The organism is Longispora sp. NPDC051575 (assembly GCF_040681875.1).
GTDB lineage: Bacteria > Actinomycetota > Actinomycetes > Mycobacteriales > Micromonosporaceae > Longispora.
Genome location: NZ_JBFAZP010000001.1, coordinates 230,119 through 255,357, shown reverse-complemented (window position 1 = coordinate 255,357; position 25,239 = coordinate 230,119). Strand labels below are relative to the sequence as shown.

At 73.3% G+C, this 25,239-nt stretch carries 20 protein-coding genes and 1 pseudogene; 9 read left to right on the top strand and 12 right to left on the bottom strand.

Features of this window, described 5'->3' with window-relative positions; all coding sequences use genetic code 11:
• Nucleotides 1-8 precede the first annotated feature (8 nt).
• Nucleotides 9-1,307 (bottom strand): trypsin-like peptidase domain-containing protein, encoded by a 1,299-nt coding sequence (locus tag AB0M43_RS01065; protein ID WP_363719928.1) that lies wholly within the window; start codon nt 1,305-1,307, stop codon nt 9-11.
• Between the two features lie 226 nt (nt 1,308-1,533).
• Nucleotides 1,534-2,832 (bottom strand): SigE family RNA polymerase sigma factor, encoded by a 1,299-nt coding sequence (locus AB0M43_RS01060; protein WP_363719926.1) that lies wholly within the window; start codon nt 2,830-2,832, stop codon nt 1,534-1,536.
• 215 nt (nt 2,833-3,047) lie between these two features.
• Between AB0M43_RS01060 and AB0M43_RS01055 the strand changes: the two genes are divergently transcribed.
• The 5 genes and pseudogenes from AB0M43_RS01055 to AB0M43_RS01035 all read left to right on the top strand — a co-directional run bounded on the left by AB0M43_RS01055 (nt 3,048) and on the right by AB0M43_RS01035 (nt 10,401).
• Nucleotides 3,048-6,065 (top strand): glycine--tRNA ligase, encoded by a 3,018-nt coding sequence (locus tag AB0M43_RS01055; protein ID WP_363719924.1) that lies wholly within the window; start codon nt 3,048-3,050, stop codon nt 6,063-6,065.
• Nucleotides 6,066-6,098: 33 nt separating this feature from the next.
• A pseudogene (locus tag AB0M43_RS01050) lies at nt 6,099-6,707 on the top strand (ARMT1-like domain-containing protein); the annotation flags it as partial.
• The gene (locus AB0M43_RS01045; RefSeq protein ID WP_363719921.1) at nt 6,689-7,372 is read left to right on the top strand and encodes an ARMT1-like domain-containing protein; all 684 of its coding nucleotides are present in this window, start codon (nt 6,689-6,691) and stop codon (nt 7,370-7,372) included. The pseudogene AB0M43_RS01050 and the gene AB0M43_RS01045, both read left to right, overlap by 19 nt.
• A 459-nt stretch (nt 7,373-7,831) precedes the next feature.
• Nucleotides 7,832-8,560 carry a hypothetical protein gene (locus AB0M43_RS01040; RefSeq protein ID WP_363719919.1) on the top strand — a complete coding sequence of 243 codons (729 nt, stop codon included), beginning with the start codon at nt 7,832-7,834 and terminating at the stop codon, nt 8,558-8,560.
• 164 nt (nt 8,561-8,724) lie between these two features.
• Nucleotides 8,725-10,401 carry an aminotransferase class V-fold PLP-dependent enzyme gene (locus AB0M43_RS01035; RefSeq protein WP_363719918.1) on the top strand — a complete coding sequence of 559 codons (1,677 nt, stop codon included), beginning with the start codon at nt 8,725-8,727 and terminating at the stop codon, nt 10,399-10,401.
• A 28-nt stretch (nt 10,402-10,429) separates the two neighbouring features.
• Here AB0M43_RS01035 and AB0M43_RS01030 read toward each other — a convergent pair whose 3' ends face one another.
• A complete protein-coding gene (locus AB0M43_RS01030; protein WP_363719916.1) occupies nt 10,430-11,389 on the bottom strand; it encodes an FAD-dependent oxidoreductase in 960 nt (319 codons plus the stop codon).
• Nucleotides 11,390-11,553: 164 nt separating this feature from the next.
• On the opposite strand from AB0M43_RS01030, the gene AB0M43_RS01025 reads away from it, so the two are divergent.
• Both AB0M43_RS01025 and AB0M43_RS01020 read left to right on the top strand, forming a co-directional pair.
• A complete protein-coding gene (locus tag AB0M43_RS01025) occupies nt 11,554-12,501 on the top strand; it encodes an SCO2521 family protein (RefSeq protein ID WP_363719914.1) in 948 nt (315 codons plus the stop codon).
• Nucleotides 12,498-13,520, top strand: coding sequence for a DUF6879 family protein (locus tag AB0M43_RS01020; protein ID WP_363719912.1), 1,023 nt, complete (start codon nt 12,498-12,500; stop codon nt 13,518-13,520). Before AB0M43_RS01025 ends, AB0M43_RS01020 begins: the two co-directional genes overlap by 4 nt.
• Nucleotides 13,521-13,538: 18 nt before the next feature.
• Here the strand turns inward: AB0M43_RS01020 and AB0M43_RS01015 are convergent, their stop codons facing one another.
• The 6 genes from AB0M43_RS01015 to AB0M43_RS00990 form a co-directional block, all read right to left on the bottom strand.
• Nucleotides 13,539-15,359: a tetratricopeptide repeat protein gene (locus AB0M43_RS01015; RefSeq protein ID WP_363719911.1), complete on the bottom strand. Its 1,821-nt coding sequence runs from the start codon at nt 15,357-15,359 to the stop codon at nt 13,539-13,541.
• A 296-nt stretch (nt 15,360-15,655) separates the two neighbouring features.
• Nucleotides 15,656-16,801: an SCO2522 family protein gene (locus AB0M43_RS01010; RefSeq protein ID WP_363720911.1), complete on the bottom strand. Its 1,146-nt coding sequence runs from the start codon at nt 16,799-16,801 to the stop codon at nt 15,656-15,658.
• A 5-nt stretch (nt 16,802-16,806) separates the two neighbouring features.
• Nucleotides 16,807-17,727, bottom strand: a complete 921-nt coding sequence (locus AB0M43_RS01005; RefSeq protein WP_363719909.1) for an SCO2523 family variant P-loop protein — start codon at nt 17,725-17,727, stop codon at nt 16,807-16,809.
• A 1-nt stretch (nt 17,728) separates the two neighbouring features.
• Nucleotides 17,729-19,582, bottom strand: a complete 1,854-nt coding sequence (locus AB0M43_RS01000) for an SCO2524 family protein (RefSeq protein WP_363719907.1) — start codon at nt 19,580-19,582, stop codon at nt 17,729-17,731.
• 37 nt (nt 19,583-19,619) lie between these two features.
• Nucleotides 19,620-20,618, bottom strand: coding sequence for an SCO2525 family SAM-dependent methyltransferase (locus tag AB0M43_RS00995; RefSeq protein WP_363719905.1), 999 nt, complete (start codon nt 20,616-20,618; stop codon nt 19,620-19,622).
• A 44-nt stretch (nt 20,619-20,662) separates the two neighbouring features.
• A complete protein-coding gene (locus AB0M43_RS00990) occupies nt 20,663-21,625 on the bottom strand; it encodes a YhjD/YihY/BrkB family envelope integrity protein (RefSeq protein ID WP_363719903.1) in 963 nt (320 codons plus the stop codon).
• A 165-nt stretch (nt 21,626-21,790) separates the two neighbouring features.
• Here AB0M43_RS00990 and AB0M43_RS00985 point away from each other — a divergent pair, with 165 nt between their 5' ends.
• Together AB0M43_RS00985 and AB0M43_RS00980 are read left to right on the top strand one after the other, a co-directional pair.
• A complete protein-coding gene (locus AB0M43_RS00985) occupies nt 21,791-22,549 on the top strand; it encodes a PH domain-containing protein (RefSeq protein WP_363719901.1) in 759 nt (252 codons plus the stop codon).
• A 90-nt stretch (nt 22,550-22,639) separates the two neighbouring features.
• Nucleotides 22,640-23,395 carry a hypothetical protein gene (locus tag AB0M43_RS00980; RefSeq protein ID WP_363719899.1) on the top strand — a complete coding sequence of 252 codons (756 nt, stop codon included), beginning with the start codon at nt 22,640-22,642 and terminating at the stop codon, nt 23,393-23,395.
• A gap of 1 nt (nt 23,396) precedes the next feature.
• On the opposite strand, the gene AB0M43_RS00975 is transcribed toward AB0M43_RS00980, so the two are convergent.
• The 3 genes from AB0M43_RS00975 to AB0M43_RS00965 form a co-directional block, all read right to left on the bottom strand.
• Nucleotides 23,397-24,074, bottom strand: a complete 678-nt coding sequence (locus AB0M43_RS00975) for a mechanosensitive ion channel family protein (protein WP_363719898.1) — start codon at nt 24,072-24,074, stop codon at nt 23,397-23,399.
• Between the two features lie 5 nt (nt 24,075-24,079).
• Nucleotides 24,080-24,529, bottom strand: a complete 450-nt coding sequence (locus tag AB0M43_RS00970) for an SRPBCC family protein (RefSeq protein ID WP_363719897.1) — start codon at nt 24,527-24,529, stop codon at nt 24,080-24,082.
• Nucleotides 24,530-24,636: 107 nt separating this feature from the next.
• Nucleotides 24,637-25,230 (bottom strand): RICIN domain-containing protein, encoded by a 594-nt coding sequence (locus AB0M43_RS00965; protein ID WP_363719895.1) that lies wholly within the window; start codon nt 25,228-25,230, stop codon nt 24,637-24,639.
• Nucleotides 25,231-25,239 lie beyond the last annotated feature (9 nt).

Sequence of the window (25,239 nt, the reverse complement as noted above, 5' to 3'; positions counted from 1 at the left end):
CCGCCCGGTCAGCTGACGTTGAGCGCCACGTCGTCGAGGACGAAGTTGGTCGCGAGGCTGGAGTCCTCGGTCCCGGTGAACGTGAGCGTCACGGTCTGGCCGGCGTACGCCTTCAGGTCGAGGGTGCGCAGCGCGTACCCGCTGGCCTTGTTCGCGTTGCTGTAGGTCGCCAGCGTCGTCGAGCCGACCTTCACCGTGAGCTTGTCGTACACGGTGTTGCTGGTCTCCTTCGTGTCGATGTGCAGGTAGTACGACAGGGTGTACGTCGAGCAGCCGGCCGGCACGGCCACGGACTGCGAGGCGGTGGTCGTGTTGGTGCTGCCCTTGCCGCCGAGCAGCGCGAGCTTCGTGCCGCCGTGGGTCGGCTGCGCGGTGCTACCGGCCCGGATCACGCCCGTCGACGCCGTCCACGGGGTGGCGGAGGTCGACTCGAAGCCGCCGTTGCCGACGACCTGGGCGGCCGTGCAGTTGCCGGTCGGCGGGGTCGCGCCGGGCAGCAGGCAGCCGGACACGGTCAGGTCGAGCTGGCGGCCGGAGTTCACGCAGGTGGTGAACCAGTACGTCTGCTGGCCGTAGCTCTGGCCCTTGGTCGCCGTGGTGGTGCCGTCGGCGGCCACCTCACACGGGTTGTTCATGGTGCACATCTCGCCGTCGTCGTTGCCGGTGTTGTTGATCCCGACGACGTTGCGGGCGCTGTCCAGGATCGGCGAGCCGGACGTGCCGTGCTTGGTGTCGCACCCGGCGTTGTACCGGATCGAGTCGCGCATCGTCCACGCGTCCTCGCGCAGCGTCGGCACGAACCCGTTGATCGAACAGTTCCACGTCTGCTTCCAGTACGAGGACGGGATCGTGGTGGCGATTCCGTCCGCCGGGTGGTCGGCCTTGATCGTCATCGCGGTCACGCCGTAGCTCGACTTGATCGCAGCGAACGTGGTGGTCAGCCGGTACAGGGAGACGTCGGTGCCGGTCATCGTCGCGTACAGCAGGGTGTCGGCCTTCACGGTGCCCAGCGCGGTACCGGCGTCGTTGAGCAGGCTGCCCGACCGGGTGCTCGGCTTGTTCTGGAGCACGACACCCGCGCCCGGCATGCCGCCCTCGTAGCAGTGCCCGTTCGTGAGCATCAGGGCCCGGTCGGCGTCCACCGAGCCGGGGAAGCGCACCAGGGAGGCCGAGCAGTTGTTCAGCGCGATGGTCGCGTTCAGCCCGGTGGCCTGGGGCGCGGCCTGCGCGGGGGCGGCGGCGGTGACAGCGGCCAGGGCGGTGCCGAGGAGCAGGGCCCCGATCCCGGTGGCAAGTCGTCGGTACATGCGGGCTCCACGTCGTTGAGGGGACACGGTGTGCCGGCCGGTGGTTGGGGTCAGCGGCCGGCACACCCGTAGTCCGGAGTATCGGGATCGACACCTCAAGGGGAACGTAAAGGGCGTATAAAAGTGGCTTAAATCGCGCGCCACGCCCAACGGAGGCCACAACCGGCTTTCCGCCGGAGCCGGGCGGACGTGCCGCTCGGAGCCCGGTGCGGCACCCCCGGACGGGTCACCAGCGCAGCCCGGCCAGCACCAGATCCATCTCCGCCATGGTCGGACTCTGACCCTCCGACGCCTTGACCTGGACCTCCATGCTCCAGGCGCCCTCCGTCCAGGACGTGACCAGCATCCCGCCCCAGCCCCGGACCACGGCGTCGCGCCCGTGCACCCGCCGGTCGGCGATGAACGCCCCCATCGGCTCGCCGAAGCCCGCGAGGGCGCGGACGACGACGTCCGGACCTCCGGGCCGGGTGTAGTAGGCGGTCACCGCTTGGTCGCCCGCCCGTCGGGTACCGCCCACGAGGGACAGGTCGGCGGGGAAACCGGGCACGGGGAGGGCGCGTTCCGGCAGGACCTGCTGCGGCGTGTCCTTCGTGCCGTCGACGACCGTGCGGCCGGCCAACGGCGCGGACAGGGTCACCTTCACCTCCCCGGAGCCGCACCGCTCGCCCTCGACCAGCCGCACGGTCACGACGACCGTCCTCGCGGACTCCCGCACGTCGGGCGCGCCCACCGCGTCGCGGCACCCGCCGTCGAACGGGCCGGTCGCGTACCCGATGGTGAGGGTCCTGTCGTCCCCGCCGACCATGACGACCTGCCAGCCCTCGACCCGGACCGACGGACTGGGCGCGACCGACGGCGTGGGGGAGGGCCCGGTGGGCGGCAGGGCCTCGGTGCGGCCGCGCGCGAGGACGTAGCCGACCAGCACCGCCACCACCAGCGCGCACGCCGCCCCGGCCACGGCCAGCCGGCCCCGGCGCCGCCGCCCGATCCGGTCGCGCACCGCCGACACCCGCCCGTCGCCGCCCGGCGGAATCTCCGGCTCGGGGAACGGCCGCAGCGCCGGGTCCAGGCGCAACTTGGCCAGCCCCTTCGACGCGTACCCCTTGACCGAACCCACCGAGACGCCCAGCGCGTCGGCCGTCTCGGCCTCGCTGAGATCCTCCAGATACCGCAGGACGAGGACGGCGCGCTGCTGCCGGGGCAACTGGGCCAGCGCGCGCCACACCTCGTCGCGGTCGTCGACCTCCCCGTGCGGGGTCGTCCACCGCCGGTCGGGCAGGACGGCCGTCGGGCGTTCCCCCCGCGACCGCCGCCGCCACCACGAGTTGAACGTGTTCGTGAGCACGCGGCGCACGTACGGCTCCGGGTCGTCGGCGATCCGGCCCCACGCCGGCCACGACTTCACCAGCGCCGTCTGCACCAGATCCTCGGCCAGGGCGTGGTCCTGGGTGAGCAGGTACGCGAGGCGCAGGAGCCTCGGGGACCGCGTCGCCACGTACTCGTCAAATCCGGTACTGCCCGTCATGCCCCGTGCTCCCTCGTCGCTCGCGTCACCCTAACCACCGTCCGGGGCCGCGCCGAGGTTGTACCGGGACCGGAAAATCTTCCAGCGGGGGTCCGGACCCGCCCGGCCCCGGGTCGCGGGGGCCCGGCCGGCGGACCGGGAGCGAGGCGGGACGGCGGTCGAGGCTAGGCTGGAAGGGCTGCTCGCCGCCCGTACCCCATTGTGAGGTTTGTCCCGTGACCGCGTTGACCATGCAGGATGCCCTGGCCCGCCTCGCCGAGTACTGGCGCGAGCAGGGCTGCCTCACGGTCCAGCCGATGAACACCGAGGTCGGCGCGGGCACCCTCAACCCGGCGACGTTCCTGCGGGTCCTGGGCCCCGAGCCGTGGAAGGTCGCCTACGTCGAGCCGTCGGTGCGCCCCGACGACGCCCGGTACGGCGAGAACCCGAACCGGCTGCAGACGCACACCCAGTTCCAGGTGATCCTGAAGCCCGAGCCGGGCAACGCGCAGGAGCTGTACCTGGGCTCGCTCGTCGCGCTCGGGGTCGACGTCGCCGCGCACGACATCCGGTTCGTCGAGGACAACTGGGCGCAGCCGGCCGTCGGCGCGTGGGGCCTGGGCTGGGAGGTCTGGCTCGACGGGCTGGAGATCACCCAGTTCACGTACTTCCAGCAGGTCGGCGGTCTCAACCTCGACCCGGTGCCGGTGGAGATCACCTACGGGATCGAACGCATCCTGATGGCCCAGCAGAACGTCACCCACTTCAAGGACATCGCCTACGCCCCCGGCATCTCCTACGGCGAGGTGTTCGGCCAGGGCGAGTATGAGATGTCCCGGTTCTACCTCGACGACGCCGACGTGGACACCGCCCGCGCCCTGCTCGGCCACTACGCCGACGAGGCCCAGCGCATGATCGACGCCGGGCTGCCCGTGCCCGCGCACACCCTGATCCTGAAGTGCTCGCAGGCCTTCAACATCCTCGACTCCCGGGGCGCGGTGTCCACCAGCGACCGGGCCACCGAGTTCGCCCGGATGCGGCGGATGTCCGGCGAGGTCGCCAAGCTGTGGGTACAGCGCCGGGCCGAGCTGGACCACCCGCTCGGTGTCGCCCAGCCCGCGCCGCTGGCCGCCGCGCCCGCCGCCACCGGGCACGCGATCCCCTCGACGACCCGGTCGGCCGGCACCGGCCCGCAGACCCTGGTCTTCGAGATCGGCGTCGAGGAACTGCCGCCCGCCGAGGCCCGCGCCAACCGCGACTGGCTCGCGAAGACCGTCACCGAGAAGCTCGCCGGCACCCGCCTCGCGCACGGCGCCGTGTACGCGCTGGCCACCCCGCGCCGGCTCGTCGTCACCGTCGAGGGCGTCGCCGCCGCCGAGGAGGACGCGACCCGCACGGTGAAGGGGCCGAAGGTGTCCGCCGCGTACAAGCCCGACGGCACCGTGACCCCGGCCGCCGCCGGGTTCGCCCGCTCGCAGGGCGTGGCCGTCGAGGACCTGGTCAAGGTCGACATCGCCGGCACCGAGCACCTCGCCGTCGTCAAGGACGAGCCCGGCCGCACCGCGCCCGTCGTGCTCGCCGAACTGCTCGGCGAGGTCGTCACCGGCCTGCGGGGCAGCCGCAACATGCGCTGGCTCGACCCGTCGCTGTCCTTCAGTCGGCCGGTCCGCTGGCTGCTCGCCCTGTGGGGCGCCGACGTCGTGCCCGTGGTCGTGTCGACGCTGGCCGCCGACCGCTACACCCGGGTGCACCGGACCTCCGCCGAGCCGACCCTGGCCATCACCTCCGCCGACACGTACTCCGCGCAGCTCGCCGCCACCGGGATCGTCCTCAACCCCGACGCCCGCTGGGAACTGGTCACCAAGGGCGCGCTCGCCCTCGCCAAGACCGTCGGCGGCACCGTGGACCTCACCGCCGAGGCGGCCCTGCTCGACCAGATCTGCTACCTCGTCGAGCAGCCCACCCCGCTGCTCGGCGCGTTCGACCCCGCGTACCTGGAGCTGCCCGAGGAGATCCTCACGGCCGTGATGCGCAAGCACCAGCGGTACCTGCCGGTCCGCGCCGCCGACGGCACCCTGCTGCCGTACTTCGTCGTCGTGGCCAACGGGGCGATCGACCCCGACCTGGTCCGGGCCGGCAACGAGGGCGTGCTGCGCGCCCGGTACGAGGACGCGGCCTTCTTCCGCCGCGCCGACCTGGCCACCCCGCTCGCCGACATGGCCGCCAAGCTGCACACGCTCACCTTCACCGACAAGCTCGGCTCGGTGGCCGACCGGGCGGGGCGGATCCGCGCCCTGGCCGGCGTGCTCGCCGACGCGGCGGGCGTCACCGGCGAGGACCGGGTCACCCTGGACCGCGCCGCCGAGCTGCTGCTGTTCGACCTCGGCTCGCAGATGGTCACCGAGATGACCAGCCTGGCCGGCGTCATGGCCCGGGAGTACGCGACGGCGGCCGGCGAGACCCCGGCCGTGGCCCGCGCGCTGTTCGAGGCCGAGCTGCCCCGGCAGGCCGGCGACGCGCTGCCCACCGGCGTCCCCGGCGCGATCCTGTCCCTGGCCGCCAAGCTGGACATGCTCACCGGCCTCGCCGCCACCGTGGGCCTGCCCACCGGCAGCAGCGACCCGTACGCCCTGCGCCGCGCCGTGCTCGGCGCGATCAGCGTGCACCGGTCCCAGCCGGCCCTCGGCGGACTGTCCCTCGCCGAGTCCGTGGCCGCCGCCGCCCGGCTCCAGCCGGTGGACGTGACCGTGCTCGACGCCGTGGGCGAGTTCCTGACCCGCCGCTTCGAACAGCAGCTCCTCGACGAGGGGTACCCGGTGGACCGGGTCCGCGCGGTCCTCCCGCACGCCGACCGCCCGCACCGCGCGGAGCTCGTCCTCGGCCAGCTGACGGCCGTGGCCGGCGAGGAGTCGTTCCTGCGCCTCGCCGCCGCCCTGCAGCGTGCCCGCCGGATCGTGCCGGCCGGCACCGCCACCGCGTACGACCCCGCGCTGCTCACCGAGCCCGCCGAGCAGCTCCTGCACGACACCCTCGGCAAGGTACACGCGGACCTCAGCCCGGGCGTCGACCTCGCAGGGCTGGTCGCGGCCTCGACGTCGGCCGGGCTGCCCGACGCGGTGGACCGGTTCTTCGACGACATCCTGGTGATGGCCGAGGACCCGGCGCTGCGCGCGGCGCGGACCGGGATCGTCGCGGCGGTCGCGGCGCTCGGGGACGGGCACCTCGACTGGGTGGAGCTGCGTGTCGCCCGCTGACCCCGCCGGTACGCCAGCCGGGCGGACCGGACCGTGACCTCCGCCGGGCCCGCGGATCCCACCGGGGTCTCCGCCCGGCCCGCGGATCCCACCGGGGCCTCCGGCGGGGCCGGCGCGGTACCCGCCGTGGTCACCCCGGCCGTGGTCGGGTCGTTCCCGTGGAGCGTCCTGCACGACCGGCACCCGAAACTGGTCGCCGGCGTGCGGGACGCCCATCCCTACGGGCCCGGGCCCCGGCGGGCGCTCGACGCGCTGGTCGCCGAGACGCTTACCGGGGTGATCGGGCGGCTGCCCGCCGACGCGGCCGACGCCGACCGGTGGGAGACCTGGGGCGCCGGGTACTTCGGCCGCTCCTGGTTCGACGTGCCGTTCCTGTTCGCCGAGAGCTACTTCTACCGCCGGCTCCTCGACGCCGTCGGGTACTTCGCGCCGGGGCCGTGGCGGGGCGTGGACCCGTTCGCGTACCTGAAGTCGGCCGAGGCCCGGGACGCGACGGCCGCGGGAGCGCCGGGGGAGCGGACCACCCCGGGTGCGGCGGCTGACCGTCCCGGCGCGGGCGGGACCGGGCGGGGCCCGGCCACGGAACCGGTCGGCGGGCTGCGGGAGCTGCTGGTCGCCGCCGTGTGGGGCAACCGGGCCGACCTGAGTTTCCGGATCGGGCGGCCCGGCGGCCCGGCGGCCCGGCCGACGTCGGCTCGCTCGTCGTGGACGACTCCCCGGCGTTGTGCGCCGCGCTGGACGCCGGACTCGGCGCCTCCCTGTGCCTGGTCGCCGACAACGCGGGCGCCGAACTGCTCGCGGACCTGGCGCTCGTCGACCACCTGCTGGCCACGGGCCGGAGCGAGCGGGTGGCGCTGCACGTGAAGCCGTACCCGTACTTCGTGTCCGACGCCCTGGCCTCCGATGTCGCCGAGTGCCTGGCGGTGCTGGGGGAGGGGCCGCGCGGCCGGTTGCTGCGGGCCGCCGCCGAGGGCCGGTGGACACTGCGGACCCACGACTACTACCGGGCGCCCGGCTGGTACCGCGACGCGCCCGGGGACCTGGTCGCCGAGTGGGCGGCGGCGAGCCTGACCGTGTTCAAGGGCGACCTGAACTACCGCCGGCTCGTCGGGGACGCGCACTGGCCCGCGCTGACGCCGTTCGCGGACGTGGTCGGCTACTTCCCGGGGCCGGTGGCGGCGCTGCGTACCCTCAAATGTGAGGTTGTCGTGGGTCTGGCGCCGGGGACGCTCGCGGCCCTGGACGCGTCCGGTGAGGACTGGCGGGTCAGCGGCGTGCACGGATTGTTGCAGGTCGCGGGCCTGTAGGGCGTCGCCCGGCCAGGCGCCCGGGTCCGCCGCCCCGGACCGCGTCGGCCTGGTGCCGCACTTCCGTCGCGCCGAGGGCGTGACAACTTCCGGGAACGTGTCGTTATCCAGAGCGGACGACGGACGCGGTGCGCCACGGGCGCGGCCCGATCGATCTGACATTTTCCCGACTTGCCGCCCAACCATGACATACCGGGCAGCGAAGATAGGGATGTACCGGGCGGGGGCCCGGGTGGTGGATGGGCAGCCAGCCCGACACCGAGTGGTGGCGGGGACAAGGACGGGTGCGGCTGCAGCGCACCGTCCCCGCCGCCATCCACCCGCCGCGCCTGGGCGTTCCCTGCCCGGGTGTCCGTCTTGTGACACGAGCCGGCAGCGCGCGCGACCGTCTGCTGTGATGGAGAACCGAGCGGCCCGAGCGCCGCCGTCCCCCGACAGTCGATCACGGTGGAGTCGTGCATGGCGGAACCGAGCGAGGCCCGGCAGGTGGCGAGGATCAACGCCCGGTCGGTGATCGTGGCCGCGACCGTGACGGCGGTGTGCGGCGTCCTGGGGGTCGTCTGGACCAGCCTGTACACCACGTCGTCGTCCTCGGCCCCGGGCGACGGGCGGCGGGCCTCCACCCCGGCCACCCCTTCCGCGCCCACCGGGTCGCCGTCGCCCGCCCCGTCCGCCCCGACCGGCGGAACCGGTGCCGCGCCGCCGACGCTGTCCCCCGTGCCCCCGCCGGCCCTGGCCGCACCGAGCCCCGGGGCCCCCGTCGACCGGCCCCTGGTCGGCGGGCCCTGCGTCCCCGGCACCTGGAAACTCCAACGCCTCGACGGGCGACCGCGCGACGGGAACACGACCGTCAACCTGGTCAGCGAGGGGTACAAGATGACCTTCGACCCCGGGGGGACGGGCACGATGACCATGCCCGCGACCGGGGTCTGGTACGCGGGGTGGGACGCCGGACACTCCGTGAAGTACCGCACCGTCGGTTCGAGCACGTTCCACTGGCGGGTGGTCGACGGCAAGCTGTCCCTGACGCCCGGATCGAGTTCCCTGGTCACCACCGTCTACAGGGACGACGTGGACCAGGGCTCGGGGCCGGACAAGCTGCCGGACCTCACCGAGACGTTCGACTGCTCGGGCAACGGGCTGCGGCTCGCCGACGACCGGGGCAGCAGCGACCTGACCCGGATCTGACCGGAGACCGGCCGGCGCGCGCCGGATCCCGCCGGGGGCAGGGCCCGGCCCTGGCGCTCCGGTACCCGTCGAAGGTTCGGGAATTGCTCGCCGCCCGCCGAGAGCCTTCGGGAAGGGTGGGGCCGCGCCTAGAATCGGGGTGAATTCGGTATTTCGGGGGCAACATGGAAAATCCGCTCCTGGCCAGGATCCGCGAATCGGTGATCGGCGACGACGAGGTGATCCGGGGGCCGTACGGTCCGCGGCGGATCACCTACGCCGACTACACCGCCTCCGGTCGGGCGCTGAGCTTCATCGAGGACTTCATCCGGCGCGAGGTCCTGCCGCACTACGGCAACACCCACACCGAGTCGTCGGGTACCGGCCTGCAGACCACCCGGTTCCGCGAGGACGCCCGCCAGATCATCGCCCGCGCGATCGGCGGCGACGAACACACGGCCGTGATCTTCGCCGGTTCCGGGGCGACCGGGGCGATCGACAAGCTGATCACCATCCTCGGACTGCGGGTGCCCTCGGTCCTGGAGGACCGGTTCCACCTCGCCCGGTCCGTGCACCGCCACCTGCGGCCGGTGGTGTTCGTAGGCCCCTACGAGCACCATTCCAACGAGCTGCCGTGGCGCGAGTCGATCGCCGAGGTGGTGCCCATCCCCGAGGACGCCGACGGGCACGTCAGCCTCGCCGCCCTGGAACGGGAACTGGCCGCGCACCGCGACCGGCCACTGCGGATCGGCTCCTTCTCCGCCGCCTCGAACGTCACCGGCATCCTCACCGACACGGAAGCGGTGGCGGACCTGCTGCACGGGTACGGGGCGCTGTCGTTCTGGGACTTCGCGGCGGCCGGCCCGTACGCGGAGATCGAGATGAACGGGCCCGGCGGCTCGTACAAGGACGCGGTGTTCCTCAGCCCGCACAAGTTCCCCGGCGGCCCCGGCACCCCCGGCGTGCTGGCCGTGCGCCGCGAACTGCTCGCCAACCGGGTGCCCTCGGTCCCGGGCGGCGGCACCGTCGACTACGTCACCGAGCACGGCCACCACTACCTGGCCGACCCGGTGCACCGGGAGGAGGGCGGCACCCCGGCCATCGTGGAGTCGATCCGCGCCGGCCTGGTCTTCGGACTCAAACAGGCCGTGGGCGTGCCCCTGATCAGGGCCCGCGAGGACGCCTTCATCGGCCGGGCCATCGCTGCCTGGCGGACGGAACCCACCCTCGAACTGCTCGGCAACCTCGACGCCGAGCGGCTGTCGATCGTGTCGTTCCGGCTGCACCGCCCCGGCGGCCGGTACCTGCACCACAACTTCGTGGTCGCCGTCCTCAACGACCTGTTCGGGATCCAGACCCGGGGCGGCTGCGCGTGCGCGGGACCCTACGGGCACCGGCTGCTCGGCATCGACCGGCGCCAGGACCGGCTCCTCCAGAAGCAGGTCTTCGCCGGCCACGACGGGATCAAGCCCGGCTGGGTCCGGATCGGCTTCAACTACTTCCTGTCCGAGACGGTGTTCGACTACCTGGTCGGGGCGGTGACCCTGGTCGCCCGGCACGGCTGGAAGCTGCTGCCCGCCTACAGTTTCGACCCGGACACCGGGCGGTGGCGGCACCGCGCGACCACCGGCGAACCCCCGCTGCGACTCACGGACCTGCACTACGGGGCCGACGGCGCGCTGCGGTACCCGCGCCGGCACGAGAAAGCCTCCGAGCGGGACCTCGACGGGTACCTGGAGTTCGCGCGCGGGTTGTTCGACGCGCTGCCGGAGCCGGGGCCGGCCGGGCCGGTCAGTACGGTCTCGCCGGCGTTCGCGCGGCTGTGCTGGTTCGAGCTGACCGAGGAGAGCGTGCACCGCTGAGCCCGCGCCGGGGTCGCGCGGTCCGTGGTCAGGGGAGGGTGTCGGCGTCCGCCAGGGCCAGGACCTCGCGGGCGCAGCCCCACGACAGGCTCACGCCCGACCCGCCGTGCCCGTAGTTGTGGATCAGCCGGCGGGAGCCCAGCGGGGCCGCGTCCAGCCGGATCCGGTCCCGGTTCGGCCGCAGCCCCACCCGGTGGCCCAGCACCCTGGCGCCGGCCAGCCGGGGGTCGATCGCGATGCACCGGGCCAGGATGCCCGCGCCCACGTCGGGGTCCACCCGCAGGTCCGACCGGCCGCGGTCCGCGCTGCCGCCCAGCACCACCCGGTCGCCCTGCGGCAGGATGTACGCCATCAGGGTGGGGTCGTCGTCGTGGTCGGCGAAGAACTCGTGGATCCCCGGGTTGTCGACCACCACCAGCTGGCCCTGGATCGGCACCAGCCGCTCGTCCGGTACGAGGTCGCGCGCGCCGATCGCGGAGCAGTTGACGATCACCGGGGCGTCGAGGGCCGGATCGTCGAACGAGCGCACCGCGTACTCCTCGATGTCGACCTCCGCCCGTTCCAGCCGCCGGCAGAGGAACCCCAGGTACGCCGTCATGTCGATCACCGGGATCGTGGACCGCCAGCCGCTGACGAAGCCGTCCGGCAGGTCCCCGGGGGCGCACCGGGCGAAGTCGCGCACCTTCGCGGTCCAGCCGGGCGGGGTGATCGGGGACCGGGAGGCCTCCACGCCGGTCACCATCGCCACGCCGGTGGACGGGTCGGCGGCCAGCTCCTCCAGCACGTGCAGGGACTCCAGGCTCCACGGCTCGACCCGGGGGTCGGACACCAGGTAGGGGCCCCACATCGCCCCGGCGGACGCCGAGGAGGTGGCCATCGGCGTGTCGCGGGCGAGCACGCGGACGGACCAGCCGGCCTCCGCCAGGCACACCGCTGTCGTCAGGCCGGAGACACCCGCCCCGACGACGATCGCCCGAGGATTGCGCACACCCCGACACTAGCGGGTTTCCGACCGTGGCGGGCCTCCTCATTCTGACGTCGGTCGATGGAATGGGTGCGGGCACTGTCTACAGTGGGAGTAACCAAGGGTCGCCCCATTTGCACGGGCCGTTGCGATAGCGTCCACCAACGCGCGCACAACGAGGAGGTTCCGTGGTTCTGACCGTGGGAGAGGTGCACACCGGACTCCTGCAACACTCCACCGGCCTGCCGCCGGACGACGTCTCCCGGGTGCTGGCCATCGTGCCCGGCGAACGGGTCCGCCGCTCCGCCCGGCCGATCGCGCACGCGGTGTCCCCGGACGTGCTCACCGGGGTGGACTGCCCGCTGGCCACCCGGTCCGGCAGACGGGCCCCCGGCGCCGGCACGACGGTCTCCCGGGCACTGATCACCGGCGGCCACGTGCTCCAGGCGTCCACCCGGGCCGTCATCGAACCCGCCGCCGCCACCGGCCGCCGCCGACTGCCGTGGTCGCACTACCTGACGAAACCCGGCGTCCTCGAACACCGGGGAGCATGGGCCGCCGAGGACCTCGTCCTCGGTTTCCTGTCTCCGGCCCGGGCCCCCGAGACCCTCGACCTGGGCGCGATCGCCACCGCTCTGATGGACGACATCCAGCTCTCGCCGCTGCTGGACGCGGTCCGGCCGTTCACCACGCCGCGTACCCGGCTGCGGTGGGCCCTGGTCCCGCCGGGCGCCGACGGGGGCCGGCACCTCGACCTCACCCTGGAGAAGGGCGACCTGCGCACGCTGCGGCTGACCGGTACGCCCGAGGAGATCCCCGCCGTCGTCGAGCTGTGCGAGGACCTGGCCCTGCACGACTGGCTGTTGAGCACCCTGCTCGGCCTCATCGAACGGGCCGACATCGGCGGCGGCTCCTGGGCCCGCACCCTGGGCCGGCTGCGCCCCGCCGTCGACACGCTGCTGCACCTGTGGATGCCCGCCGCCCGGCTCGACGACCGGGTGCTCGACGTGTGGGAGGTCCTGGAACGGCGGCCGGGCCTGAGTCGGCAGTGGCACACCTCGGTCAGCCGGGTCCGCGACCAGTTGGCGATGGCCACGGTCACCCTGCTGGCCCGGGAGGCGGTGGCGGCGTCGTGAAGTTCTTCAAGTTCCTGCTGTCCGACACCCGCCTGAAGGTCCTGCGGAAGATCGTCCTCACCCTCCTGATCGGCGGCGTCGCGTACCTGCTGACCCACCTCACGAAGCAGCCCGAGATCTGGGGCGTCACCCTGTCGGTGTTCATCGGCGGCGTGACCCTCGTCGTGCAGTTCCTCATCGACTTCGACAACCGGCTGCGCACCGTGCAGTCCGTGCACGCCGAGCACGCCGACGCCGTGACGGCCACGCTGCGCGAGCACGGCTCGACGGTGCAGCGGTCCCAGGCCCGGCACGCCGAACGCGTCGAGGCGCTGATCGAGAGGCGGTTCGGCCAGATCAACGAGGCCACCCGGCTGTTCGGCCGGGTCGACGCCTCGCACCTGCGCACCGACGCGGTCACCCAGCTCGTCCTGAACGCGACCCAGCTCGAACCCGACCTGCCCGACCTGGTCAAGGGCTTCGCGCAGACCGAGATCACCCGGTTCTCCGACTTCCTCAAGGACCTGGGCAGCGGCCGGGAGGTGATCTACGACGGCGAGGACCGGGACTGGATGCTCGGCCTCGCCCGCAACGCTCGGCGGAGCATCGACGCGATCAGCATCACCGGCGTGGACGTCGCGGGCGGGCTGTGGGAGAGCGAACTCGGGCACCGGTACCTGAAGGCGCAGCGCGGGGCCGTCGCGCGGGGCGTGCGGGTCCGCCGGCTGTTCGTCCTCGTCGGGCGGCCGGAGACCAACAGCGGGGCGCACCTGGAGGCCGTGTTCCGGGTGCAGCACGACTTCGGCATCGAGGTGCGGGTGCTCGACCCGAAGGTCGAGATCGCCATCCCCCGGCACGACCTGTTCGACTTCAGCCTGTTCGACGACGCGCTGAGCTACGAGGTGCAGCCCACCCCGCAGTTCGACGACAAGCCGCCGAGCATCGTGCGTACCCAGCTGGTGCTGTTGCCCGAACGGGTCGCCGACCGGATCTCCCGGTTCCAGGCGCTGTGGCAGGCGGCCCGGGTCTTCACGCCCTGACGCGGGCGACGGGGTGGGTCACGGGGCGGCGGCGCGGCAGGCGGCCAGCTGTTCGCGCGCCTCGGCCCCGAAATCCCCGTCCACCCGCGGGTCGGCGAGCACGGCGGCGAAGTCCGCCTCGGCCTCGGCCCACCTGCGTAGACCCTGAAGAGCCAGTCCTCGGTTGTACCGCACCACGGGGTCGTCCGTCAGCCCGACGGCCCGGTCCAGGTCCCCGGCCGCCGCGTCCAGCTCGCCGGCCTCGAACCGGACGGCCGCGCGGTTCGTCCACGCCGCCACCAGGTCCGGATCGTGCTCCAGCGCCCGGCTGAGCAACCGTTCCGCCCCGGCCAGGTCGCCGCGCTCGGATACCACCAGCCCCAGGGTGCACAGCAGCAGCGGCTCCCGGGGCGCCAGGGCCAGCCCGGCCCGCGCGTCGGTCTCGGCCCCGTCGAGGTCGCCCAGCTCGACTCGCAGGTTCGCCCGGTTGACCAGCGCGTCGACGTGCCCGGGGTCGATCGCCAGCACCCGCCCCAGGTCGGCGAGCGCCAGCGCCGGATCGTCGCGCAGGGCGGCCCGGTGCAGGTACGCCTCGGGCGGGTGCGGGCCGAGCCGGATCGCGGCGGTGTAGTCCGCGAGGGCCTCGGCCGGCCGGCCTAGGTCGCGGTGCAGCCCGGCCCGGTCGACGTGGTACTCGGCGTTGTCGGGGTCGCGCGCGAGGACGGCCGCCAGGTCCGCCAGCGCCCGGTCGGGCCGGCCCGTCGCCGCGTGCAGCTGCGCCCGGTTGTGCAGCAGCCGGGCCCGGTCCTGGGGCCGCTCGTCGGGGGCGAACTCCCGGTCCAGGGCGGCGATGCCCGCGTCGATCCGGGCGAGCGCCGCGTCGGTCCGCCCGGACCGGCTGTCGAGCAGGGCCAGGCCCTGGCCGTAGAACACGGTGAGCAGGGTGCGCTGGCGCGGGTCGTCGAGCCGGGCGGCGAGCGCGAGCGCGGTGTGCAGCTCCTCGCGGGCCAGGGTGGCATCCCGCGCGTCGGGGGACAGGTACCGCGCGTGCAGCATCGCGGTCGAGTACGCCGCGGACATCAGGATCTTCGGGTCGTCGGTGGCGGCGCGGGCCCCGGCGTAGAGCGCGAGGGCCTCGGCGGCCCGGTCGAGCGCGGCGTACGCGGTGCCCAGGCCGGTGGTGAACGCCCACCAGGTGCCCGGGTCGTCCCCGGCCCGGACGAGCTGGCGGCCCCGGAGCGCCAGGCGGGCCGCGTGTTCGTACCAGCCGGCGGCCAGGCAGCGGCCCAGGTCGGCCTGGAGGGCGGCGGGGTCGGTGGGGCCGTCGACGGCTGGCGGCGCGGTGGGGCCATTCTCTGCCTCGTGGGCGCGGACGGCTCCGGTGCGGTCGGTCGGGTCGGTCGGCCCGTCACCGGAGGGGAGGCCGAGTGCCCCGGCCAGTTCCGCCGGCACCACCGCGCCGCTCAACCGCAGCCGCAGCCGCGCCGGATCGACCCGCCGCACCAGTGCCGCCAGCAGCTCCACGGTCGTCCCGTCGGCCAGGTCCACATTGTCGAACCCGACCTCCGCCGGCTCCGGCGAGCCCTCGGCCCAGGCGGCGACGAACTCCGCGATCCCGAACGCCACCTGCCGGGTGCGCTGGGCCGGGTGGAACCGGATCCGATCGGGTCCGGCCTCCGGCGCGCCGAACACCTCCGGCACCGCCGCGCGCAGCTCCACCTCGTGCCGGGCGACGAGGTCGGGCCGCTCGGGCAGGAGCGTGGCCAGGTACCGCCGGACGCCGCCGTACGGACCGGTCCGCCACACCTCGCAGTCGTAGCCGCCGGGCGTCGCCGCCGGTTCCCAGACATGCCGCCTCACCGCCACCACCCCTCACGGTCGGTGAGCCGGAGCGGCGGACCGCTCCGGCTCCGGGACTGCTACCAGCACCACTCGAACCACAGACGACGCGCGCCGGACGACAGCTTGGCGGCGGACTCCTTGCGGACAGTCAGCTTCTTCATGCTCCACCTCCTTCCGGGCACCAGGGATGATCTTCGGTGCCCGAACGCTACCGAGGTTCGGCTGGAAGTGAGTCTCACTCGCGTCTCACGCTTCGGTGGCCGCCACTGTCCGCGCGACCGGGGCGGGCGCCACGGTCGCGGGGGTGGTGCGGTCTAGAGCCGGGCGCTGCCCGCGCCCACGAAGACGTACTCGGCCCGGTCCACGATCTCGGCCGGCAGCTCCACGCCCTCGCCCTCGGCCCGCGCCCGCAGCTGCGCGGCCACGTCCGGGGCCGTCGCGACCTGCTCCAGGATCGTGCGCACCGCCTGCTCGACGGGCAGGAACCGCCCCGGCAGGATCGACAGGGTCCGGTACGCGCCGAACGGGGCCCGGGTGTCCGTCAGCCGGGTCAGCGGCGGCAGGTCCGCCCACGCGTCGGGGAACCCGCCCCGCCACGGCTCGGCGACCAGCACGGGATCCGGTCCGTCGCGGAGCACCCCGAGCCGGAGCAGCTGCCAGACCGCCGCGAGGAACGGGCAGGACCAGGTGCGCCGGTGCTCGTCGTCCTCGTCCCACAGCTGGACGTCCACGAAGATCGAGTGCCGTTTGACGCCGTTCTGCGCGGGCGGCCGCCACGGCCGGTGCGCCTCCATCGCCTCGGCGGACTCCGCCGGGGACCGCTGGCCGTTGCACAGCCAGCCGTTGACGGTGGCCGGCGGGCGGGAGCCGTTCGCCCCCGGCGGGGGATCGGGCACCAGGCGACCGAGGAGCAGTTCCGCCGGGGACGTGTCGCCGGCCCGGGCGCAGGCCGACTCCCGGGCCAGGTAGTCGATCGCGACGCCCGCCTCCTCGGCGGCGCGGATCAGCCCGGGGAGTACCTCGCGCGGGGAGCCGACCTCGCCGAAGTAGTCGTCGATCAGGAAGCAGGTGCTGACCCGGGGGCGGGGCGGCGGCGGGGGCCGGACGGACCGGGGCTCCGGGTTCCCCCGCATCCGGCCGCTCCCGGACCCTGAGTCCCCCGACAGTCGGCCGCCTCCGGATTCCGCGTCCCCCCGCGGGCCGGACCCGGACCGGCCGTCGCCGGAGCCCCGTGACGGCGCCCCGGCACGGGCCGCGAGCAACTCCTCGTGCCGCGCCGCCAGCTGCGCCGCGTGGATCCGCCGGGCGGCGTCCGCCCAGGGCGCGACCCGCTCGAAGTGCGCGCGCAACTGCGCCTCGCCCCCCGCGAAGTCCTCCATGTACAGGTGCCCCAGCTCCAGCGACAGGTGCGACAGCGGCACCTCCGCGAGGGTACGGTCGGCGCTGGCCTCCCGGAACACGCTCGTCAACGGGCCGACCAGACGTCGTCGTCGAACAGCCGCTTGGCGAGCCCCTGGAACGCGTCCACCGTCTCCCGGTTGGCGATCTGGTACTTGTACAGGTCGCTGTCCGTCAGCAACTGCTCCCGCCACTGCAGCACCGGATCCAGTGGCACCTGCCCGAGGGTGACCGCCGCGCCCACGCCCTCCCGGCTCGCCAACTGTTTGAGCTGCTCGTTGCACGTCTTGAGCCAGGTGACCTGCCCGGCCCGCAACGAGGCCAGCGACTCCGACTCCGGGTCCACGACGGCGGTCCGCACGTACCGGATGGAGTCCACGAGGCGGTCACGGTCGTGCCCCCGGTCCACGCCGGCGGCGATGATGCCCCGGGGCCCGTTGACCAGCCCGCCGGCCGCGATGATGTGCTGGCGGGTCCACCGGTGGAACACGAGCCAGCGGAACACCGTGGACCGCAGCTCCGGGGCCGCCGTGGCCGCCAGCACGATCTCGGTGGCGTACGAGCGGCCCGCGCTGAGGTCCACGAAGCACAGCTCGAACTCCTCCTCCAGGCGGCGGAACAGCCGGACGCACCGGGTGATGGCGTCCTTGGTCGCCGAGAACTCCCCGCCGCCCTGGTCGCCGGGGAACAGCACCAGCTGCCCCGCGCCGGCCGGCCGGGACCGGGAGCTCTCGTGGTTGGACTCCGACCACACGTCGCTGCGGACCGGGGAGGAGGTCCGGCCCTGGAGGTAGGAGTGCAGGCCGGTGTCGGCGGGCGCGCCGCGTACCGCCGACGTGATATTGAAGATCGCCCCGGCGGTCGGCGAGCCGAAGTCGAAGTCGAGGTAGCAGACGTCGCCGCCGTCGAGGGCCCGGCGGTAGGCGACGTTGCTGCTGGTCACCGACCGGCCGGTGCCGCCCTTGTCGGAGGTGGAGAACACGAGCATGTCAGCCCGCCTCGGACAGGTCCTGCCGGGCGGCCACGAGCGCGTCGAGTTCGACCAGCACCTCCCTGGCGAGGGATTCGGCGGTGCCGGGCCGGCGGGTCAGCCAGTACCGGGCGCGGCTGAGTTTCTCCTCGACCCACTGGTGCTTGTTGTGGATGGCCCGGGCGTTGTTCGCCGGGTTGGTCAGCAGTTCCTGGTCGAAGATGACCTCCGCCTCGCTGAGCAGGTCCCGGGCGTGCGCCATGGCCCGTTCACTCGGCAGCGGGCCCCTGTTGATCAGGGTCGCCGCCGCGACCAGGCACTCGACGATCCGTTCCGTGTAGTACCAGGAGGGTTCGTGGTGGTCGATGGCCGACAGGCTGGGGAAGACCAGGGCGGGCTGGTCCCACAGCCGGTTGCCGGGGCCCTTGCCGAGCCGGCGGCGGCGCAGGTGGTCCCACGTGTCGTCGGCCAGGTCGACGAACTGCTGGCGGCGCCGGGGCTCGCTGAACAGGCCGGCGATGCTGATCGTGCGCTTGAGCAACTGGGGGCCGAAGTCCGACGCGAACCACATCAGCGGGGGCCCGCCCCGGTCCTCGCCGCCGCCGAGGGAGAACGGCACGCCGGGGGAGTGCATGGCCAGGGCCGCGTCCACGTCCAGCGACGCGCGCTGGGTGATCCGGCTGCGCCCCGCCAGGGTGGACAGCACGCCGCCGACCCGGGTCAGGTGGGCGTCGGACCGGTCCTTGGTGACGATGTAGTGCACGACGATCGAGGTCACCAGGAGGGTGAAGTAGTCGGACTCCTTGCTGTCCGTGGTGCGCCAGGGGATGTCCTCCAGCGGCCACGCGCCGTCGCCGAACATGGCGATCTTCGACCAGTACGCCTGGGTCAGGTCCCAGCGGATCTGCAACGCCTGGGCGAGGCGCTGCTGGTTGTCGTTGAGCAGCCCGAGGATGCGGGTCCGCTCGGAGAACAGGTCCTGCAGGGCGTCGAGGGCCACCACCGTGAAGTAGAGGTACGGCGCCGCCTCGGCCACCCCGTCCGGCTGCTGGCCGACCTGCTCCGGGGTGACGACCTCCGGCGCGTCCTTCACGATGCCCCAGGACCAGCCGCACTCGAACAGCTGGGTGGAGTGCAGCGAGTCCTCGATGTTGACCGTGGCGCCGGAGCCGATGCTCAGGTCCCGCAGCCCGGCGGCGGTCTCCTGCATCTGCCGGCGGAACGCGGACACCACCGACTCGGGGGTCATCCGGTCCTGGTTGATGGTGCGGATCAGCGCGGTGCCCTCGGCGGAGTCGGCGCTGAACACGTACACCGTGAAGCTGCGCAGCAGGCCCACCATGGCGGCCGACAGCCGGTTGCTGGCCAGTTCCCGCAGCTGGTTGATCTCCTCCTGCTCCTCCTTCTTGCGCCCCTCCGGCTTGTACTCCTGGAGGAAGCCGATCGTGGCCAGCGCCAACGTGATCGACATGGAGAAGGAGTCGACGACCTGGAGGTCGCGCTGCGCGTCGGAGATCGGGGCGCGCGGGTCCCCGGAGACGAAGTAGTTCTCCCCGGAGAAGATCGGGGTGCCGTCCTCGGCGGTGTAGCGGTCGAAGTACTCCCGGATCACCCGGACCAGGAACCGCGGGATCTCCAGCCGGTCGCCCAGCTCGCCGAGCGCGCGCACGACGTCGTCGGCGGTCTCGTCGGGGCGCTCCAGCCGGAACGAGGCGACCCGGGTGGACGGGGCCATCAGGCACAGCAGCTGTTCGGCGTCGCTGATGGAGTTCGAGCCGTCCCGGCCGCCCCACACCCAGGCGCCGTCCTTGAGCGAGGACCGGATCGCCGAACTCCAGATTCCGAGGGTTTCTCTGCGGGGCTGGATCCTCATCGGGGACCGATCACCGTCCTCTATGTCATGACGCGACTCAACCGCTGACTTGACCCATAGCCAGGATCATCCCGTCGTAGCCGGGACGCAACTGTTCGTGGATGCCGATCCGGTAGAGAGACGGATCCTCGACACCGTAGTGGCGCAGGACCCCGCCGACGTGATGCTCGTCGATGGGCACGGCGGGGAACCGGCGCCCCGCCACCTCGTAGCCCTGCGAGCCGGCCATGAACGCCGTGACGAACGGGGAGCCCGGCCGCAGGCAGCCCAGGAAGGCCCCGACGGCCTTCGCGAACTCGACGCCCACCATGGAGATCGACTCGGCGACGAAGAACATCGTGCCGATGTCCCACTGCTCGCCCGGGTCGGTCTGGAAGATGTCTCCCTGCCGGACCCTGGTCCGGTCCCGGAGCGCGTGTCTCGGGTCCTCGGGGAACGTGCGGTACGGCTCGTGCTGGGCGAGGACCTCCCAGAACGGGTCCCAGGACGGGGCGTAGTCCTTGATCTCGGTGCGCAGCCAGTCGGCGTTCGGGGTCGACAGGTCCATGAGCGTGAGCTCCTCGCACAGCGGGAGCATCGCCAGCGCCGGGTAGAGGTTCGACCCGGCGCCCATGTCGATGCCGCGCCGGGGTTCTTCGCGGGTCCGGGTGGCGAGGAACTGCCCGGCGAGGTCCAGGATCCTGCGGTCGTCCTCGACCAGGTGCTCGTAGTGGTGGCGCTGGTAGGACAACGGGTCGAACTTGTTCCACGGGAACGCCGCGTTGACACTGTGCTCGGGGTCGGCGACCGGGGGCCAGGTGGCGGCGTCGAGCCACTCCTCCGGTTTCTCGGTGGGGGGGAGTTCGATCCGGGTGACGGTGCGCCGGTCGGATCTGGCACCGGAGGCTGCGGCCGCCTCGTCGACGGCCAGATTCCCGCAGCCCGGTGACGTGTTGATGGCGCACTCCCGTTCGACGGACCTCCCCGGCCCGGACGGGGCCGAGCTTGTCAGGACAAGCTTGTAAGGACAACTGTGCAGTTCAACGAATCTACGCAAACTGCGCAACGGCACAGTTCAAACTTCAATTCTATCGATGACATTCATGAATACAAGTGGCCGGACGGCGTACCTGTTCCTGACTTTCCGGCCGGGGCCTCGTCCGTGTCCGGGGCTTCGGGCACGGCGAGTCGGGGCGGGGGACGGTTCCCCGGGCGGCGGGGCAGCAGCCGTCGCCGGCAGCCCAGGTCGTACACCGTGCCGGCGTCGCTGGTGGCCGTCAGCGCGGCGGCGAGGAACAACAACTGGTTGAGCAGGTACAGGAACACGAGCAGCCCGACGGAGCCGGCGACCACCTGGTACGCCGGATTGGCCACCGTCGCCCCGATGTAGAGCCGCCCGCCGGTCTTCAGCAGCTCCAGCCCGCCGGCCACGAGCAGCGCGGGCCCGGCCACCCTCCGGAACGACATCCGCAGCCGGGGCACCCCGATCAGCAGCGCGGCGGCGAGCGCGGCGTTCACGGCCACGCCGAGCAGCACGCCCAGGCCGGTCGCCACCCAGCCGGCCGCCCCGGCGACCAGCCACCGCAGCAACGCGTCCGAGCCGAACTGGAGCCCGATGGACGCGGCCAGCAGCAGCCCGAGGCCGGCGAGGACGACCAGGTCCCACGCGTACCGGACGAGGATCTGGCCGGGGTCGCGCGGCAGCCGCCAGATCGCCCGGATCGACGACCGGGTGCTCTCCACCCACCACAGGCCGGCCAGCAGGAAACCGGCCATCGCGATCAGGCCCACCCGGCCGCTCGCCGCCAGCAGCGCGTCGACCTGCACCCGGGGGAGGTTGGCCGCCACGAACGCGCGCACCGACTCGCGGACCTGCGGCACGTCGCCGAACAGCACGCCGGCCATCGCCAGGCCGAACACGCTCAGGGCCAGCACGGCGAAGAACGAGTAGTAGGTGACCCCGGCGGCGAGCAGGCCGGCGGACGTCCCGTCGTAGCGGTGGAACGCCCTGACCAGGTGCCGGAGCCAGCCGTGCCGCTCCCGGAGCGTTCTCCACCATCCCATGGTCCACGTTTACCCTGTTCCGACCCGGGAGAATCGCACGACACACCAAACCCACAAACCCTTCGACGGGTACCGGTCACCCGGGCCGGCCGCCACGGATCTGAGCCCGCGACGCGAGCGCGCACGGGGCAGCGGGGAAGTTCTCACGCCCCTACCGTGGGGGCCATGCTCCCGTCGTTCCGCGCTCGTCAGCCCATGGCCGCCCCGCGCCGGGACCGCGTCCACCTCGTACTCGTCGTAGCGCTCGTCGTCGGCGGTGCCGGCGCGCTCGTCGCCCGGTTCACGGTGCGGGACGTCCGGCCAGGGGTCTCGGCCGTGACGTTCCTCGTGGTGGGGCTGGTCCTGTCCGGCCTCTTCTTCGCGGCCCTCTACTTCGACGTCACGGGTGGCCGACGACCGGCCCGACTCCTCGTGCTCGACGGCGCGTTCGTCGCACCGTCCCGCATGGGTGGGCGGGTCATCCGACTGCTCAGGGGGCCTTCCTTCGTGGTGGCCCCCGCGGCGCTGACTCTGCCGCTGCTGGCCCCGGGGCCGTATCTGGTCGCATTGGTCGCGCTGGACGTGCTGGCGATCCTGGCGTCCACGATGCTGGCGTTCCGCCCCGCGCCGAGGGTGGTCCTCACCCCCGCCGGGGTCGAGTTCGCCGGCATGTTCCGGTCCCGGCGCGCACCGTGGGCGGACATCGCCGACGTGCTGCCCACCCCGAAGGTCCGGGTCCACGGCAGGTGGTGGTCGCTCGGCGAGGACCGGCTCGACGTGGCCCCGGGTTACACCGCCGACGCGATCGTGCACTACCTCCGCTACCCGGACCGACGCCCGCTGATCGGCACGGAGGCCGAACACGACCGCCTCTACCGGGAGCTGTCGACGATGTGGGCCGGCCGGGCGGCGGCCTACGCCACCGCCCGGCAGACCCCTCGGTAGTGGTTCACCCCGGTCCGACCGCCAGGGTCGCAAGAGGGGGCTCCGCACACGGGGCAGCGGGAGCGCCCCTCGGGCCCTACCGTGTGCGTCATGCCCCCGACGTGTCCACCGTGCCCCTCGACGCTCTCCCCGGTCCGGGAACGGGTCCGGGCGCTCACCGTCGCGCTGCTCGTGGTGGGCCTCGGTGTGTTCGTCGCGCGGACGGTCGTGTGGCCCGCCTGGGTGACCGGTTCCACCGGGCCGGGGCTGGGTCTGATGCTGGTCGTGCTCGTCGTCGTGGCCGTCCTCGCGTTCGTGGGGCGGGGGACCGAGTTCCGGCCGCTCCGGCTCGCCGTCCGCCCCGGTCGGTTCGTCGCGGGCCCCGCCGGGTGCCCCCGGGCCGACCGGCTGCTCCGTGCGTCCGCTCACCTGTCCTGCGGCGCCGCGATGTTCCTGCCGTCCATGCTCGACCCGGCGCTGCCGATCGGGTTGCGGGCCTTCGGGGTCTCGCTCGTCGTGGCGGTGACGGCGGTGGCGCACGGCCCGCGGCCCAGGATGGTTCTCACCCGGACCGGAGTGGAGGTCACCTCGCGTCTCCGCACCCGGCGGGCGGCGTGGGCGGACATCGAGCAGGTGCACCACAACCCGTCGATCCGGGTGCGCGGCCGGTGGTGGGTCGGTGACGGCCAGGTGGACGTGTGGCCCGGGTACACCGCGCGGGCGATCCGGGTCTACCTGGCGCACCCCGAACGTCGGCCCCTGATCGGCACGGCGGCCGAACACGACCGGCTGCACGCGGAGCTGTCGGCGGAGACCAGGCTGTGCGCTGCGCGGAACGGGGCCCGGCCGCGCCGGGCCCCGTCGTAGGTCACCGCTCGCCCCGCCGGTACCGCCGCACCCGGGCCCGCAGCCGCTCCCCGGTCGGCCCCCACCCCGCCTCCGGGGCCGACCGCGGGATGACCACCGCGTTGAGTACCTGGCTGTTGGGGACGGAGAGCGCCCCGTCCTCGCCCTCCAGGCGCACGTACGCCAGGCCGATGTCGGTCACCGCGCCGTCGACCTCGCCGCCGAGCGCGCCCGAGGACAGCCGCACCGTCTGGCCGACCCGGAACGGCCGGGCGACGAGCAGCACGATGCCCGCGAACAGGTTCGCCAGGGTCTGCTGGCCGGCGATGCCGACGACCACGCCGGTGAGCGCGCCGCCGAGCAGGAGCTGGCCGATCGGTACGGACATCAGGCCCAGGGTGGTCAGGAGCGCGACGAGGCCGCCGGTGAGGACGACGACGAGGCGCAGTACCCCCGCGTGGGAGCCGCCCAGGGTGGCCTCCGCGACCCGGCGCACCCGGCCGGCGACCGAGAACGTGGCCGCCATCGCCAGGACCAGGAACGCGAGCGCGCCGCCGACCGCGACGAGTTTGTCGGCGATCCGGTCGGACCGGCTGTCGCCCCAGGTGGACACGACGATCGCGGCGGCGAACGCCGCCACGACCAGGACGGCGGGCCGCCACGCGCCGCGCAGCGCCCGCCGGGCCATGTCGGTCGGCACCGCGGTCAGTTGATCTGGCCCCGCCAGCCGCCGGTCTCGGCTCCGCGTTCCTCGATGAACGTCCGGAACCGTTCCAGGTCGCTCTCGACCCGCTTGGAGATCAGGCCGAGCGCGTCGCCGACGTGTTCCACGAGCCCCTCGGGTTCGGTGCTGATCAGGGCGGTGACCCGGGTGTGCTCGGCGTCGATCGCGGCGAACGTGATGACGCCCGCGTGCCGGGGACCCTGGACCGAGGCCCAGGCGACCCGCTCGTCGGGGGTCTGCTCGACGATCTCCGCGTCGAACTCCCGCTCGATCCCGCCGATCTTGATCTTCCAGTGGGTGCGGGTGTCGCCCTGCTGGACGACGGACTCCACGCCCTCCATGAACCTCGGGAACTCCTCGAACTGGGTCCACTGGTTGTAGACGGCGCGCACGGGTACGGCGACCTCGATGGACTTCGTCACGCTGCTCATGTGCTTCTCCCTCTGTCGTCGTCGGTGCGTGACCCATACCCGGAAATCCCGAACTCATGCGGGTACGCCGGGGGCGGGCTCCGATCGGCCCGCCCCCGGACGTCGCGTTACCGCTGGGCCCAGAGCTGGTTGTTGATGGGCCCGACGCAGTCCCAGACCTGGATCCGCGCCCCGTTGGAGCCGGACCCGTTGTTCAGGTCCAGGCACTTCCCCTTGATCCACGTGGTGAACGTCAGGTACCCGGGGGCCGAGGGGGAGAAGGACAGCTTCCACCGCTCGCTGGTGTACAGCTCCGGGTTGCACTCGAACTGCTGGACGAGCGTGCCGTTGAAGACCTCGTCGTCGTTGTTGGCCCGCAGGTCCATGCACTTGCCGCTGTTCACGTTGATCAGCGAGTAGTAGCCGGGGGCCGACGGGACGGGCTGGGCGATCCACAGCTGGTTGTCGCCCCGGGCACAGCTCCACTGGTGCACCAGCGCGCCGTTGAGCAGGGACTTGCCGGCCACGTCGGCGCACTTGCCGGTGCCCCGGTTGACGATCTCGAACGCCGCCCCGGCCAGCCCCGGCTGCCCGGCCGCCGACACCGTGACCGGCGCGGGGGCGGGGGCGGGGGCGGCCTGGGCGGGCCCGGCGGTGGCGAACCCGCCGGCCACCGCGCCCGCGAGTGCCACGACGACGGCGAGCAGTCTGCGACTTGTCATGTGTTCCTC